Origin of the sequence: Lysinibacillus sp. NPDC096418 (genome assembly GCF_044762775.1) — a bacterium.
Taxonomy (GTDB): Bacteria; Bacillota; Bacilli; order Bacillales_A; family Planococcaceae; genus Lysinibacillus.
On record NZ_JBIWEY010000023.1, the window covers coordinates 21452 to 35701 of the forward strand.

At 37.0% G+C, this 14250-nt stretch carries 16 protein-coding genes; 12 read left to right on the top strand and 4 right to left on the bottom strand.

Annotated elements, in window-relative coordinates:
• Nucleotides 1-168: 168 nt before the first annotated feature.
• Together ACIQZG_RS16000 and ACIQZG_RS16005 are read right to left on the bottom strand one after the other, a co-directional pair.
• Nucleotides 169-291 (bottom strand): hypothetical protein, encoded by a 123-nt coding sequence (locus tag ACIQZG_RS16000; protein WP_402756483.1) that lies wholly within the window; start codon nt 289-291, stop codon nt 169-171.
• A 249-nt stretch (nt 292-540) separates the two neighbouring features.
• Nucleotides 541-1446: a tyrosine-type recombinase/integrase gene (locus tag ACIQZG_RS16005; protein ID WP_402756484.1), complete on the bottom strand. Its 906-nt coding sequence runs from the start codon at nt 1444-1446 to the stop codon at nt 541-543.
• A gap of 252 nt (nt 1447-1698) precedes the next feature.
• On the opposite strand from ACIQZG_RS16005, the gene ACIQZG_RS16010 reads away from it, so the two are divergent.
• The 4 genes from ACIQZG_RS16010 (at nt 1699) to ACIQZG_RS16025 (ending at nt 4051) form a co-directional block, all read left to right on the top strand.
• Nucleotides 1699-1947 carry an AbrB/MazE/SpoVT family DNA-binding domain-containing protein gene (locus ACIQZG_RS16010; protein WP_402756485.1) on the top strand — a complete coding sequence of 83 codons (249 nt, stop codon included), beginning with the start codon at nt 1699-1701 and terminating at the stop codon, nt 1945-1947.
• Nucleotides 1948-2024: 77 nt separating this feature from the next.
• Nucleotides 2025-2768: a Fic family protein gene (locus ACIQZG_RS16015; protein WP_402756486.1), complete on the top strand. Its 744-nt coding sequence runs from the start codon at nt 2025-2027 to the stop codon at nt 2766-2768.
• 82 nt (nt 2769-2850) lie between these two features.
• Nucleotides 2851-3657, top strand: a complete 807-nt coding sequence (locus tag ACIQZG_RS16020) for a HipA domain-containing protein (RefSeq protein ID WP_402756487.1) — start codon at nt 2851-2853, stop codon at nt 3655-3657.
• On the top strand, nt 3650-4051 hold the full coding sequence (locus ACIQZG_RS16025) for a hypothetical protein (RefSeq protein WP_402756488.1): 402 nt from the start codon (nt 3650-3652) through the stop codon (nt 4049-4051). Before ACIQZG_RS16020 ends, ACIQZG_RS16025 begins: the two co-directional genes overlap by 8 nt.
• 222 nt (nt 4052-4273) lie before the next feature.
• Here the strand turns inward: ACIQZG_RS16025 and ACIQZG_RS16030 are convergent, their stop codons facing one another.
• Nucleotides 4274-5140, bottom strand: coding sequence for a LysR family transcriptional regulator (locus tag ACIQZG_RS16030; protein ID WP_402756489.1), 867 nt, complete (start codon nt 5138-5140; stop codon nt 4274-4276).
• 533 nt (nt 5141-5673) lie between these two features.
• On the opposite strand from ACIQZG_RS16030, the gene ACIQZG_RS16035 reads away from it, so the two are divergent.
• From ACIQZG_RS16035 to ACIQZG_RS16055, 5 genes are all read left to right on the top strand, one after another.
• Nucleotides 5674-6894 carry an ABC transporter substrate-binding protein gene (locus ACIQZG_RS16035; protein WP_402756490.1) on the top strand — a complete coding sequence of 407 codons (1221 nt, stop codon included), beginning with the start codon at nt 5674-5676 and terminating at the stop codon, nt 6892-6894.
• A gap of 99 nt (nt 6895-6993) precedes the next feature.
• Nucleotides 6994-7875, top strand: a complete 882-nt coding sequence (locus ACIQZG_RS16040; RefSeq protein WP_402756491.1) for a branched-chain amino acid ABC transporter permease — start codon at nt 6994-6996, stop codon at nt 7873-7875.
• 14 nt (nt 7876-7889) lie between these two features.
• The gene (locus ACIQZG_RS16045; protein WP_402756492.1) at nt 7890-8942 is read left to right on the top strand and encodes a branched-chain amino acid ABC transporter permease; all 1053 of its coding nucleotides are present in this window, start codon (nt 7890-7892) and stop codon (nt 8940-8942) included.
• Entirely contained in the window at nt 8935-9729 is a 795-nt protein-coding gene (locus ACIQZG_RS16050; protein ID WP_402756493.1) for an ABC transporter ATP-binding protein, read from the top strand. The genes ACIQZG_RS16045 and ACIQZG_RS16050 overlap by 8 nt, the downstream gene beginning before the upstream one ends.
• Entirely contained in the window at nt 9722-10468 is a 747-nt protein-coding gene (locus ACIQZG_RS16055; RefSeq protein ID WP_402756494.1) for an ABC transporter ATP-binding protein, read from the top strand. Before ACIQZG_RS16050 ends, ACIQZG_RS16055 begins: the two co-directional genes overlap by 8 nt.
• A gap of 194 nt (nt 10469-10662) precedes the next feature.
• Here the strand turns inward: ACIQZG_RS16055 and ACIQZG_RS16060 are convergent, their stop codons facing one another.
• Nucleotides 10663-11103 carry a PaaI family thioesterase gene (locus ACIQZG_RS16060; RefSeq protein ID WP_402756495.1) on the bottom strand — a complete coding sequence of 147 codons (441 nt, stop codon included), beginning with the start codon at nt 11101-11103 and terminating at the stop codon, nt 10663-10665.
• Between the two features lie 470 nt (nt 11104-11573).
• Here ACIQZG_RS16060 and ACIQZG_RS16065 point away from each other — a divergent pair, with 470 nt between their 5' ends.
• Genes ACIQZG_RS16065 through ACIQZG_RS16075 form a run of 3 tightly spaced genes read left to right on the top strand, consistent with a single transcriptional unit; the run spans nt 11574 to nt 14190 of the window.
• Nucleotides 11574-12905, top strand: a complete 1332-nt coding sequence (locus ACIQZG_RS16065) for a phenylacetate--CoA ligase family protein (RefSeq protein WP_402756496.1) — start codon at nt 11574-11576, stop codon at nt 12903-12905.
• On the top strand, nt 12902-13918 hold the full coding sequence (locus tag ACIQZG_RS16070) for an NAD(P)/FAD-dependent oxidoreductase (protein ID WP_402756497.1): 1017 nt from the start codon (nt 12902-12904) through the stop codon (nt 13916-13918). The genes ACIQZG_RS16065 and ACIQZG_RS16070 overlap by 4 nt, the downstream gene beginning before the upstream one ends.
• A gap of 32 nt (nt 13919-13950) precedes the next feature.
• On the top strand, nt 13951-14190 hold the full coding sequence (locus ACIQZG_RS16075) for a ferredoxin (RefSeq protein ID WP_402756498.1): 240 nt from the start codon (nt 13951-13953) through the stop codon (nt 14188-14190).
• Nucleotides 14191-14250 lie beyond the last annotated feature (60 nt).

Below are 14250 nucleotides of genomic sequence, written 5' to 3' on the forward strand. Positions count from 1 at the left end.
GAAGAAGCCATATATCGGAAAGTAATCGACATCAATTATGACTGCTATTTAAAAACGCATCCACTAGTTCATCTCGTAACTTCAATTTTGCTCACCTTATATACGCAATTTACACTTAATACTACAAAAAAATACCCGCAACCATCAATCTTGGTTACGGGCTACTCATTATTTTGTATACGTTAATACGGCGTTTTTCTTTAAACGTTGAAGCGCTTGTGTGGCTTCACTTTTGTTTGTATATTCAAAAATACGAACGTCCTTTTGTTCAAATACTGTAATAACCCACATTGTAAAATCCCCCATCATTTTGTTTTTTGTAATATAACAATCACAATAACTGTGCTACTTATGCCAAACTGTTTTATAACAACTTCTTACTTGATTTCTATTCTACGCCAATTTTTTCAAAAGAACAGCACTATGTGAGACACTTCACAAACTGTTCAAATTCAAAACGCTTTCATTGAACAAATTGTGAAAGTGCATGATTTAGAGGTATAGAATGGGGGGATTCAGTCGAAAAACTCCTTAAATAACTTATAAATACTCATCCACATCATTATTATTCACTTCTAAATAGTGTTGTGTTATTGTTTGAAGCGACTTATGGCCTGATTGTTTCGCAATTGTAGCTAAGTCAGCTTTTTTCTTATGCATATGTGTAATTTGTGTTTTACGCAAAGTATACGGTGCAAAGCCAAGCCATTCATGAATTAATCGATTATAGCTACGTTCCGTAATCATTCGACTACGATAATTCCCCCAGCGATCAGCTGCACCAACAAAGTAATCATCACCTTGTAAGCCACAGACTAGAATATACTTTTTAATCGCATTCACGCTTTCAATCGTTAAACGCTTTTCCTTCATCTCCCCTTGCTTCTTTAACATGACCCATACTGTACGATTTTCTAAATCGAAATCAGATACCTTTAATCGCACCATTTCGGATGGTCGATTGGCCGTGATGAGATTGACGAAACAAATAGCACGTTTTCGAATATCAGCTTTTTGGGTCGTATCGTATTTATTAATGAGCTGCAATACCTCTTCTTGTCTCTCAGCACGCACCCCTCGCATCGGCTTCAAGCGAAGATAATCTTCTGTATTGTATAATTTTCGAATCAATTGAATTCTTTTCTTTTGCTCCGCAGTTTGCGAAAGATTATAAAAGTCTTTCAAAAAGAACTGCACACCAGCTGCACGACGATTAAATGTAGAAAGCTTCACACGCTGATCCACGACCGAATTGTTAAGATACTTTTCAAGTGCATCGAAATCTGGTTCCCTTTCTTCAATATCGCAGAATCGTAAAAAACGATTATAATCTGACTGGTACATTTCTATTTTCCGCTCAAATACTTTTTCAATCGTAGCCTGTACTTTTCTATTCGTTTGCATTGTATTCAAATTGGCTATGCGCACAAAATTTTCTTGTTCCATTGTCTCCCCTCACTTTCTTATTTTTAGAATAGTTTTAATTTATCTTTTTTTCTGAAATTATATCATTTTCCTTCAAAGTAATAATACCATTTCTACACGTCTAAAAAGGAATCTTTTTTGTCTTTGAATAGTGATTCATTTCAATTAAAATTCAAATAAATAAAGTTAAAACATTTTAATCTAATTTCTTTATTCTTTAAATAATTTTATTTATAATAAAGAATACCATTATATAGAAACGAGGCCTTTACTTTGAAGGAACCAAAAAAAGTAAAAATATCGAAGCAACGTCAGATGACGATTCCTAAAATATATTTTGATGCATTACAACTACAAGATGAAGTAACGGTGGAATTAGTCGATGGTGGAATTCTCATTAAACCTGTTCATAAAGTACCCGATGATTTTGCAGAGCAATTGTTGGAGAGTCTGATTGAAAAAGGATTCAGCGGACAGGAATTATTAGAGAAGTTTAAAGAAGCGACAAACAATGTTGGATAGACAACTGTTCGTGCGGTAAACGATGATGCCACTATATAATAGAAGAAACTCCAATTAAACGTGAAGGGGCGATTTCAATGCATGATGTACTTCGTGTCGTACAAGAGAAAAAAGCTTTATTAAACAATAAGCGTCCTTTGCCAACCTATACACTGAAGAGCTTACGTGAAAAACTACTAGTGGAATGGACTTATAACTCCAATGCGATTGAAGGCAATACACTAACGATGAACGAAACAAAAGTCGTTTTAGAAGGCATTACAGTGGGTGGGAAAACAATGCGAGAGCATTTAGAAGTCATTAACCACCGTGATGCGATTTCATATGTTGAGGAAATTGTGCACAAAGAAGAAGCCCTATCTGAATGGCAAATTAAAAACCTACATCGTCTTATTCTGAAAGGCATAGATGATCAATATGCTGGCGTCTATCGCGATCAACAAATCTTTATTTCCGGGGCATCCCATGTGCCTCCTGCTCCCTACCTCATTCAAGAAGAGATGGAGAAAATGATGCAGTGGTATGAAACAGAAGGACAAACCTTGCATCCAGTTGAGCGTGGTGCAAGGTTACACGCCATTTTTGTAGGTATTCATCCATTTATTGATGGCAGTGGCCGTACAGCACGCCTTTTACTAAACTTAGAATTGATGAAGGATGGATTCCCCCCTGTTGTCATTAAGGTTGGCAATCGTTTAGCCTATTATGATGCGTTAGATAAAACACATACACAAAAGGACTATCAAGATTTTATCAAACTTGTCGCAATCGAAGTTGAAAATTCGTTAGATCTATACTTGAGTATAGTAAAAGATAAATAATATTCGCTTAGAAATGGAAGTGAGTCTACATCAAAAGCTCATATTCTATAGAAGAAACTCATACTAAATGGGACGTGATGATATGGAAACAATTCGAATTCCTCGCGATGCTGAACGTATTATTAGTACCTCTAGTAAAGGCGATCAATCGAAATGGCGTATCGGCAACAAGTGGGTCAAACAAAATGCACGAGGTTATGAGGGACAAGCAGAAGTACTCGCTTCACTTGTGCTTGAATGCTCAACGCTGGATTGCTCAAACTATGTCGTCTATCAACCATGTATCATTCAATTGGCTGACGGTGAACAATTTGATGGCTGCTATTCCCTCGACTTTCGTGGTACAAAACAGGAAGTGACACTTGAGCGCTTGTTTGAAGCAAATTTCAGCTCTACTGACCCAATTACAAGTAATAAAACACTTTCTACTACAGAAAAGTTCGAGCAATTAATGGCGCAAGTTGAGCAGTTTACAGGTCTTAATGTACGCCGACAGATTGCACAGCTATTCGCTTTCGATGCCCTCATTCTCAATGAAGATCGGCATACGAATAACATTTTATTCTTATACGATCCAAAAGAAAAAACATGGGAACTAGCACCGATTTTCGATAACGGGCTTAGTCTGCTATCTGATGAAAAAGACTATGCACCTGGCAAACCCTTAACGATTTTAAAGCGGAAAGTGAAGGCAAAACCACTGAATTCAGCTTTTACAAAGCAACTTGCCCTCTATGAAGGACCACCATTTATCGATAGAGAGAAATTAGTAAAAGCAATTGAACACTCACCTTATGATTTCGGACGAGCTAAAGACGTATTACTTTCGCAGTTACGTGATTCAGCTTTGAAACATTTATTCATAGAAGGAAGTGAAATGGATGATTGATTATATGACGTTTGACGTAATGTGGATGGATGATATTATTGCGCATGTTGAGTTAAAACCGGCGAATGGTGGGACACCCTATGTCATTAACTATAATGATGATTTTAACAAGCAGTTTTCACCGACGATGGAGGGGCATATTACCTTAGAAGAACTGGAACGTTGGCTAAAATGGCGAACATTCCCCCCTACTCGGGTCAACGCAAAAGAATTACTGGCCTCACTAGATATGCAAGCCTATAATCGTTGGGGCATCGTGCGAAAAACACATGGTGTCATGGCTGATGATGAAATTTGGCTTCGTTTTAAAGGCGAAACCCTCACACATCGGGATGTCTGCTTGCGTAAAGATCTATACTATCCTGAGGAACCGGATTATCTAGAATATCAATGAGTTAACCACTATATAAACATATTTTAAAGTTAACCCATGAAAATTAAATGGGCTCTCAATATCGAACTGACGAGTAATTCTCCGTCTCGATTCGTCTGAGAGCTCTTTTATTGTGCTCTTTTTTAAGAAAACTAGCATAAAACAGCGCACAATAGAATAGAAAAAAAGAGTTTAAAGGACATTGATTGATGAGACATAGCCTTCACGTTAAACATGCGCACATTAAGTAAATAGTTCCAAAAAATTCATTGCATGCTTTGCTAGATAACGTTCTTTCGGCCAAATAATGGTGGCCTTTGATTGAATGCTACAGTTGGAAAATTCAATAATTTTAATACCTTTACTTGAAAATTTATCGAGACTCGTTTTTGGCAAAATGGTCACACCTATTCCCTCACTAATTAACGAAGAAACCATCGCAATATCAATACATTCACAAATTATATTGGGCTCAAAGCCGTGACGTTTAAATTCATCCGTAATAAAACGGAACGTACTACAATTACGATGACGATAAAAAGAAAGAAATGGTATATCTTTTAAATCCTCCATCAAAATCGGACTCTCCAAACCCCATTGTTCTGGTGTGGCAAGCACAAATTCTTCTGTTGCTAGTCCTAATGATAGAAAGTTTTCATCTTCAATCGGTTGTTGTAAAATCGCTATATCAATTTCTTTGTGCAACAGACTTTCTGTTAAAAAAAGTGTATCACCTTCAATAATTTTAAAGCATAAATTCGGATATTTCTCGCGCATAATCGAGATTTTCTCGGGTAAATAGGATAAACAAGTTTGATCTGCACCTATCGATAAAACACCTTTTAAGCCCCCTCCTACTTCTTTTATTTCAGTAATGGTATCTTCGAAATTTGATAACAATACTTTTCCTTTCTTATATAAAATCTTCCCGGATTCAGTCAGTTCAAGCGATTTCCCATTACGGTCAAACAATTTACAGTTCAATTCTTCTTCCATCATCTTTAATTGATGACTAAGTGGGGGCTGAGCCATATGTAATTTCTTTGCAGCCTTCGTAATTTGCCCCTCTTCTACAATTGTAATGAAGTAATTCAATTGTCTTAAATCCATAACTCCCCTCACCTCCATACTTAAAATCGATCATTTTATTCCATTAACATATTTAATATGTATAATAACATTTTTTCTGATTTTTATGAATATACAGAATCTCTTGAATGTAGTATGATTTTCTGATTTTAGAGAGAGAAAACCTAACATTTCTAGGCGTGCCAAGGGTTTTGGGAGTCAGATCACACACTTTTTCACTTGAAAATATATAACAAGAAACAAACGGATATATCAAAATTGTATATATAATTATTTAATGTGTATATTTTTAGTATTTACCATTTATAGCATTACATGATATTCTTTTGAATAATAAAATCGTAAATTTTCTACTTTAAGTGATATAAGAACTGAAATTTTCGTTTTTTATCTCTAAAAGTTTTTAAAATCATTATATAAAAAAACAATATCATTACATAAATTCAACTACTGATTTTTTTTTGTTACTTTACAAAGGGCTATACACACCGTCATTTAAAAGGGGAATGCGGTTTATATAGAGATAAAATTTAAATTTAAGGGGTGCAGTATTTATGAAAAAGACTTTATTCTCTCTTTTCCTATTGATGAGTGCGTTATTTTTAGTAGCGTGTAGTTCATCATCTAATTCAGAAACAAACGGTTCATCATCAAAATCATCGAGCTCTAATTCAAGCACTGAAACTTCTAGTGATCCGATTAAAATCGCAGGAATCTTCTCAGCATCTGGTGGAGCAGCTGCTCTTGGAGAATCAGAAATGCAAACGCTTAAAATGGTAGTTGAACAAAAAAATGCAGAAGGTGGCATTAACGGTCAACAGATCGAATTAGTAACTTATGATGATAAGTCTGACCAAAATGAAGCAATTCTTGCCATGAAAAAAGCATTAACACAAGATAAAGTTTCAATTGTTATCGGTGGTACTATTAGCGGTAACTCATTAGCGATGTTACCTCTAGCAGAACAAAATAAAGTACCTTACATTTCAGTTGCTGCAAGTAAACAAATTCATGTAGGTGAAGACGGCAAAGCACGTGAATGGGTATTCAAAATGCCTCAAGACGATCAACAAGCTGTAGAACGTATTTTACAATACTTAAAAGATAAAGATTTAACAAAAGTTGCATGGTTAAACGTTGCGAACTCTTATGGAACAGGTGGACATGATGAGTTTGTGAAAAACGCACCAAAATACGGGGTAGAATCAGTGCTTGAAGATGAATTCGAAGCGAAAGTCACAGACGCAAAACCACTATTAACACGTGTGAAAAAAGCAAATCCAGATGCGATTATCGTATGGGGGACTGTACAAGAATCAGCAGTTGTTATAAAAAATATTCGTGAATTAGCGTTAGATATGCCAGTCCTTGCTAGTCATGGTATTGCAACAAACCAATTTATCGAAGTAGCTGGTGCTGCAGCAAATGATGTGGTGTTGCCAACAGGTAAATTATTAGTTACTGATAGTTTAGAAGATTCAAATCCACAGAAGGAATTATTAGTGGCATATAACGAAGCTTACACAGCTAAATACAATAAGCCAGCAAGTACATTCGGTGCATATGCAGCAGATGCTTTCACAATTGCATCAAAAGCAATTGAAGCAAAAGGTAGTGATAGCGTGGCTATTCGTGATTATATCGAGAAGGACCTAGGTGAATTTGTAGGTCTTACAGGTACCTTTACCATTACCGCTGACAACCATATGGGATTAAGCCCAGATAGTTTCGCAATGGTTCGTATTGTAGATGGGAAATGGACGTTAGAAGACTAATAGAAAACAATAAAAGTTCTATGAACAGTGATGTCTTCCCATCACTGTTCATTCATTATCAGTTTGATAACCTTGGGACGAAATGGAGTGAACAACATCATGGAAACATTTTCTCAAATGTTGCAATTACTATTTTCTGGTTTAACAATAGGAGCTATTTATGCATTAATTGCGGTAGGATTCGTTGTAATTTATAACGTAACAGGCATTCTTAACTTTGCACAAGGTGAATTTGCCATGTTTGGTGCTTTAATCAGTATCTCGCTTGTAAAAGCAAATGTACCTTTATGGTTAGCCATTATTTTAAGTATTGTCATCGTGGCAGCAATCGGTGGTGTATTTGAACGAACAGCGATTCATACTGCTCGCAAATCTTCTATGACAACCTTAATTATTATTACAATCGGCGTATCGATTGCCTTCCGTGGAATTGCTATTTTAATTTGGGGAACGCAAGCTCAAACATTACCACCATTTACGGATAATACACCTATCCAATTTTTAGATGCTGTTTTACTTCCACAAAACTTATGGGCAATAGGCCTTTCAATCGTTATTTTAATAATCATGATGTATTTCTTCAACTATACATTTACAGGAAAATCTTTAACAGCTTGTGTGGTCAATCCTTTTGCCGCTCGTTTAATGGGCATCAACCCAAACAAAATGTCACTACTAGCTGTTGTTGTAAGTGCTGCCGTAGGTGCTTTAGCAGGCACGGTAATCGCTCCAATTTCAGGCGCTTCCTATGATATGGGCATGATGCTCGGTATTAAAGCGTTCGTCGCAGCAGTTGTTGGTGGATTAACAAATGCTCCAGCTGCGATTGCCGGTGCTTTTTTAATCGGCATTATTGAAGCGTTTACAGAAGGATTATGGTCATCTGGTTTAAAAGATGTAGTGAGCTTCTCGTTACTATTATTAATTTTGTTTGTGAAACCAGAAGGTCTATTTGCTAAAGCCTCAGGAAAACGTGTATAAGGGAGACTAAAGCTATGAACAAAAAACATCTAAAGCTCATTTATAACAACAGCCTAGTCGGACCTGGCATTTTCTTTGCATTGTTATTTTGTATCCCATTTGTGGGATCTACGTATATACTTGCCATTCTTACGATGATTGGATTTTATGCATTAGTATGTATCGGTTTAACAATGCTAACAGGCTACGCTGGTCAAATTTCATTAGGACACGCAGCCTTTTATGGCATCGGCGCTTACACATCAGCGTATATGACAGCAACACACAGTTTATCGCCTTGGTTAGCGATTATAGTAGGTGCGCTGATTTCAGCACTTGTTGCACTACTCATCGGTATTCCAACATTTAAGTTAAAAGGTTACTATTTAGCATTAGCTACATTAGGATTCGGTATTATTGTCTATACAGCATTTAAAGAGTTAACTTCCATCACAGGGGGCTCTAATGGATTCTTTGGCATCCCGCCTATTAGCTTATTCGGCTTTGAATTCATCACAGAACGAAGTTATTTCTATCTCATTTGGATATTTGTTTTTATAGCACTCATTTTCGCGCGTAATATTATTCACTCGCGAATCGGACGTGGTTTACGCTCAATCGAAGGTAGTGAGATTGCAGCAGATGCTGTGGGTGTGAACTTAATGAAATATAAACTACAAATCTTTGTGATAAGTGCTATTTTCACATCAATTTCTGGATCGTTATTAGCACACTACGTATCATTTATTAATCCAGATTTATTTACAGCAAATACGTCAATCTATCTATTAATCATGGTTATCATCGGAGGTTTAAGCAATATTTGGGGTGCTATTATTGGCGCAGCTACGTATGTTTTACTAGGGGAACTATTAAAACACTATATACCATTACTTTTACCTAATGTCGGAGGGGAGTTTGAAATCGTCTTCTTCGGTTTATTACTCGTCTTAACGTTAATTTATATGCCGAATGGTTTAGTGCCACAATTTGAGAAAATACTCGCGAAATTTAAAAAGAAGGATAATGCTACACCAGTGGCTTTAACCATCGAAACCCGAGCTACAGGAGGGAAAACAAATGGCTAACAAAGAACTCATCTTAAGTGTAGAAAACTTAACGAAAGTATTTGGGGGTGTAGTCGCTGTAGACAATGTTTCCTTTACTATCAACAAAGGGGAAATATTCGCTGTAATTGGCCCAAACGGTGCTGGGAAAACAACGCTCTTCAATATGATTACAGGCGTATTACCGAGTTCATCGGGAAACGTGTATTTCCAAGGTAAACGCTTAACACGTAAAAAGCCTTATCAAATTGCACAGGCTGGCGTGACAAGAACATTTCAAAACTTAGAAGTGTTTGACAATATGACAGTTATTGAAAATGTAATGACCGGCGCACATATTACCATGAAAACAAACATCTTAACGGCCGGTATACGCTTACCAAGCGTTGTCAACGAAGAAGTAAACACAATGGAAAGGGCATTACAGTGTTTAAAAGACGTGGGGATTGCTGAATTCGCCTATGAAATGTCCGATAAATTGCCCTACGGCAGTCAGCGGCTTCTTGAAATTGCACGTGCAGCCATTTCAAAGCCTCAACTTATTTTATTAGATGAGCCAATGGCGGGTCTCAACGCTGAAGAATCAAGACAATTAGTGGACGTTATTTTGAAAATGCGTGCAAATGGCATGACATTTTTATTTGTGGAACATGACATGGAAACCGTTATGTCTATTTCAGATCGTTTAGTCGTTGTGGACAATGGTGTGAAAATCGGAGAAGGTACGCCTGAAGAGATTTACCAAAATCCACTAGTTGTGGCTGCATACTTGGGTGATGATGAGGAAGAAGGTGTAGCATATGCTTAAAGTCGAAAACTTACATACCCACCATGGGTATTTACACGTCCTTAACGGCATTAATTTCGAATTATTAGAGGGTGAATTACTATCAATTGTCGGTTCAAACGGTGCCGGTAAAAGCACCCTACTCGGGACTTTAGCTGGTGTTTATACACCAAGTGAAGGGAAAATCGAATACAAGGGATTTAATATCACTAGAGACGGTGTACAAAAGACAGTCTCTAAAGGGATTTGTTTAGTACCTGAACGAAGACAAATCTTTTCTTCTTTATCTGTAAAAGATAATCTGATGCTTGGTTCTTATCATCGTTATAGAAAAGATAAGAAAACCGTTCATCGTGACTATGAGGAAATCGTAGAACTATTCCCCCGCTTAAAGCAAATGCTCAATCGTCCTGGTGGTTTACTGTCTGGCGGCGAACAGCAAATGGTAGCTATCGGAAGAGGGTTGATGGCTAATCCTAAAGTATTAATGCTAGACGAGCCGTCGTTAGGACTTGCTCCATTAATCGTGAAAGATATTATGAATATTTTACGTAGACTATGTGATGAACGCGGTGCAACGATTATTTTGGTGGAACAGAACGTAAAAGCTGCGTTAAAAGTTGCTGACCGTGCCTGTGTATTAGCACATGGCCAAATGACCATCACAGGTACAGCTAAAGAATTATTAAATGATCCAAAGGTACAAGAAGCGTACTTTGGCAAACCTCAAGCTAAATCATTAACAGTAGCAAACGTATAAGACAGACAATCTTAAAACCCTCCCTAGTCACGTATAACCTTTTACGTAACTAGGGAGGGTTTTAGCACTCAAAAAAAATGTGTATGGAACCTATTTAGGTCTCGTACACATCTTCTATCTATTCAATCGACAAGTATTTTGTAGCGTGCTTCTTCTTACACACCAACAATGCCATTCCACTTTTGTTTACCTCATTACTCTTGACCGATAAAATTTTCATTTTTTCGATAAACCATCGCTTCCATTGTCGCGCATAATTCATCGTTACTCCAAACATCAATACGATACCAAGCTAACCGACGTGTCTTTTTTACTTCACGAGCTTCAGCTGTTAGTACGTGATCCGCTAAACCCGCACTCAGGTAATTTATCGTATTCGTCACACCAACAGCTGTCTTCCCATAAGAATTACTCGCCACCGCAAAAACATAGTCGGCTAATGAAAAAATAATACCCCCGTGTACCGTACCATGCGTGTTGAGCATATGAGTTGTTGGAGAGAGTGTTGCTTTTGCATATCCTGCTTTTAATTCTACTAATTCCATCCCTAAATAATTTGCGTATGGTTCATTTTTTAAAACTTCAAAAATAGCGTCATAATATTGTTCATGTTGCTGCGCTTCTGTTAACGACAATACAACTCCCCCTTTAATCCGCTCAATCTTATAAAGACTATGAGCGAGCATCTTTTTCAACAGAAATTTTCAATACTAAAAAAATACGAAAGAAACAAAAGTGAAATACAAAATCACTTTAACACCCACTTCCCTAAAAGTAAATAAATCAACAGTATTTAAATTGCACCCAAAAGAGAAATACCGTGTATTTAACAGATATTAATTGATTGAATCATATTTTTAAAAGAAAATAGCGTTTAGAATGCTATTTTAGTAGGTATTTATTAAACAAAAGCATAAATAAGAAATAATCCGTTATAAACAACGAATAAATACCTCGAAGAAGATAAAACGAAATATATTGACAATTCAGTTAAATCTGGTTATCTTAAGATAAAGTTACAGTTTATATTCTTTCGTTATTTATTTGTTATATAAATAACAGGTTGTCTAATGACCATCTGTTATAGCTTAAGGGGGGCTAGAGGATGTATCATCCAGAAGTGGAAACAGCAGCAAGAGGAGAAATGGAAAAGATTCAACTGGCACGTTTAAAAGAAACAATCGAAAAAGTTTACAACAACACGCCTTTTTACAAAGAACAATTTGATCAGTTAGGCATTACGCCAGCTGATATTCAAAGTTTAGAAGATATTCATAAATTACCATTTACTAAAAAAACAAATTTACGTGAAAACTATCCATTTGGGCTATTTGCAGTACCGATGGATGATGTAGTGCGTATACATGGTTCTTCGGGAACTAGTGGGAAACCGACAATTGTCGGCTATACAAAAAATGATATCGAAATGTGGTCGGGACTTTTAGCTCGCGCTATTGTTGCCGCAGGGGGACGCAAATCAGATATTTTCCATAACGCTTATGGATATGGCCTTTTCACAGGAGGAATTGGTCTACACTACGGAGCTGAAAAATTAGGCGCAGCAGTGGTTCCCATTTCAGGTGGTAATACCGAACGCCAAATTACATTAATTGAAGACTTTAAACCTCGAGGTCTTGTTGGTACACCTTCATATATTTTAACCATCGCTGAAAAAATGGAAGAGATGGGTATTGATCCCGAAACAAATGGGATTGAATATGGAATATTTGGTGCTGAACCTTGGTCAGAGGAAATGCGCCGTGCACTAGAAGATAAGTTAAAAATCAAAGCCATGGATATTTACGGTTTAAGCGAAGTTATGGGTCCTGGTGTATCAATCGAATGTTACGAAGCACAGGACGGTTTACATATTGCCGAAGATCATTTCTTTGTTGAGATTATTGATCCAGAAACATTAGAGCCGGTTGCCGATGGTGAGGACGGTGAACTAGTCATTACAAGTTTAACGAAGGAAGCGCTACCAATAATTCGGTACCGTACTGGTGATATTACATCGCTAACGCGTGAAAAATGTATATGTGGACGAACAACAATGCGTATGGCACGTGTTAAAGGACGTACAGATGATATGTTGATTATTCGCGGGGTAAATGTTTTCCCATCAGAGATTGAACGTGAGTTATTACAAATTGAAGGCTTAGCACCACACTATCAAATCCATTTATTAAAAAATCGTAATATGGATGAGATTGAGATACACGTTGAGTTAACACCTAGGTTATATGAACAAGTAGAGGGCGATCTAAGCCATCCACTGATTCAAAAACTGACAAAAAAAATTAAACATGATTTAAAAAATGCATGCTTAATTTCTGTTAACCTTGTCATCGAAAAAGTAGGTGCTGTTCCACGCTCTGAAGGAAAGGCGACTCGTATTATCGATAGAAGAAACGAGCAAATGGAGGTGCTTCAATGATTGATCATGAACAGATTAAAGACGTAACGATTATTGGCGGAGGTCCTGTTGGCATGTTCGCTGCCTTTTATGGTGGTATGCGTGGCATGAGTGTGAAAATTATCGAAAGCCTACCTCAACTAGGTGGCCAACTAGCTGCGCTTTATCCAGAGAAGTACATTTACGATATTGCGGGTTTTCCTAAAATACGCGCGCAAGATCTTATCCATAACTTAAAAGAACAAATGAATACATTTCCAGTAGATGTCTGTACGAATGAGTCTGTACAAACCATTGACAAAGATGAACATGGTATTTTCAAACTTGTCACGACAGCTGGCACTCATTACTCTCGTACAATTCTTATCACTGCTGGGAACGGTGCTTTCAAAGTCCGTACACTCGAATTCAATGGGGAAGAAAAGTATGCAGAACGTAACTTACATTACTTCATTAATGACCTCAATGCATTTAAAGATCGTAATGTCATGGTTTTCGGAGGCGGCGACTCAGCTGTAGACTGGGCTATGATGTTAGAACCTATTGCTAAAAAGGTATCACTTGTACACAGACGCGATAAATTCCGCGCACATGAACATAGCGTAGACAATTTAATGCAGTCTTCTGTCGAGGTGATTACACCTTATGTACCAGAGGAATTAATAGGGGAAGATAACATTACACATGTCAAATTAAAACATGCGAAAGACGAAACAATCGAGCCAATTTATGGAGTAGATGATGTTATCGTAAACTTCGGCTTTGTCTCGTCATTAGGCGCAATTAAAGACTGGGGCTTAGAAATTAGCAAAAACTCCATTGTAGTCAATTCTCGAATGGAAACGAATATCCCAGGTATATACGCTGCTGGTGACATTTGTACGTATGAGGGGAAAGTGAAGTTAATTGTTAGTGGTTTCGGAGAAGCACCAACAGCAATTAGTAACGCGAAAGTCTACATTGATCCAACATCTAAAGTACAACCGTTGCATAGTACGAGTTTAATGGAAGAAAAAAAGAAACAGCATACATGATGCAAACAGATTTTTGAAAGGAATAAACAACTATGGCGAAATTCACAAGAGTAGATCAAAGTACGTGTATTGCATGCGGTGCATGTGGCGCATCAGCTCCAGAGATTTTTGATTATAACGATGAAGGTATCGCATATGTTATTTTAGACGATAACGCAGGATGCCAAGAAATACCTGAAGATTTATACGATGATTTAGAGGATGCAATGGAAGGCTGCCCAACAGAATCTATTAAAGTAGCAACTAACTCAGAAGACTTACTGAATGAATGATTTTTTTTGCTTTTCAACATAACAAAAACCAAACGGTTATTGAAAATAGGTTATACAAGG

What these genes read in the sequence shown, in the direction of transcription:
- ACIQZG_RS16000 (WP_402756483.1), bottom strand. Translation starts at nt 291, where the DNA reads ATGTGGGTTATTACAGTATTTGAACAAAAGGACGTTCGTATTTTTGAA.
- ACIQZG_RS16005 (WP_402756484.1), bottom strand. Translation starts at nt 1,446, where the DNA reads ATGGAACAAGAAAATTTTGTGCGCATAGCCAATTTGAATACAATGCAA.
- ACIQZG_RS16015 (WP_402756486.1), top strand. Translation starts at nt 2,025, where the DNA reads ATGCATGATGTACTTCGTGTCGTACAAGAGAAAAAAGCTTTATTAAAC.
- ACIQZG_RS16020 (WP_402756487.1), top strand. Translation starts at nt 2,851, where the DNA reads ATGGAAACAATTCGAATTCCTCGCGATGCTGAACGTATTATTAGTACC.
- ACIQZG_RS16025 (WP_402756488.1), top strand. Translation starts at nt 3,650, where the DNA reads ATGATTGATTATATGACGTTTGACGTAATGTGGATGGATGATATTATT.
- ACIQZG_RS16030 (WP_402756489.1), bottom strand. Translation starts at nt 5,140, where the DNA reads ATGGATTTAAGACAATTGAATTACTTCATTACAATTGTAGAAGAGGGG.
- ACIQZG_RS16035 (WP_402756490.1), top strand. Translation starts at nt 5,674, where the DNA reads ATGAAAAAGACTTTATTCTCTCTTTTCCTATTGATGAGTGCGTTATTT.
- ACIQZG_RS16040 (WP_402756491.1), top strand. Translation starts at nt 6,994, where the DNA reads ATGGAAACATTTTCTCAAATGTTGCAATTACTATTTTCTGGTTTAACA.
- ACIQZG_RS16045 (WP_402756492.1), top strand. Translation starts at nt 7,890, where the DNA reads ATGAACAAAAAACATCTAAAGCTCATTTATAACAACAGCCTAGTCGGA.
- ACIQZG_RS16050 (WP_402756493.1), top strand. Translation starts at nt 8,935, where the DNA reads ATGGCTAACAAAGAACTCATCTTAAGTGTAGAAAACTTAACGAAAGTA.
- ACIQZG_RS16055 (WP_402756494.1), top strand. Translation starts at nt 9,722, where the DNA reads ATGCTTAAAGTCGAAAACTTACATACCCACCATGGGTATTTACACGTC.
- ACIQZG_RS16065 (WP_402756496.1), top strand. Translation starts at nt 11,574, where the DNA reads ATGTATCATCCAGAAGTGGAAACAGCAGCAAGAGGAGAAATGGAAAAG.
- ACIQZG_RS16070 (WP_402756497.1), top strand. Translation starts at nt 12,902, where the DNA reads ATGATTGATCATGAACAGATTAAAGACGTAACGATTATTGGCGGAGGT.
- ACIQZG_RS16075 (WP_402756498.1), top strand. Translation starts at nt 13,951, where the DNA reads ATGGCGAAATTCACAAGAGTAGATCAAAGTACGTGTATTGCATGCGGT.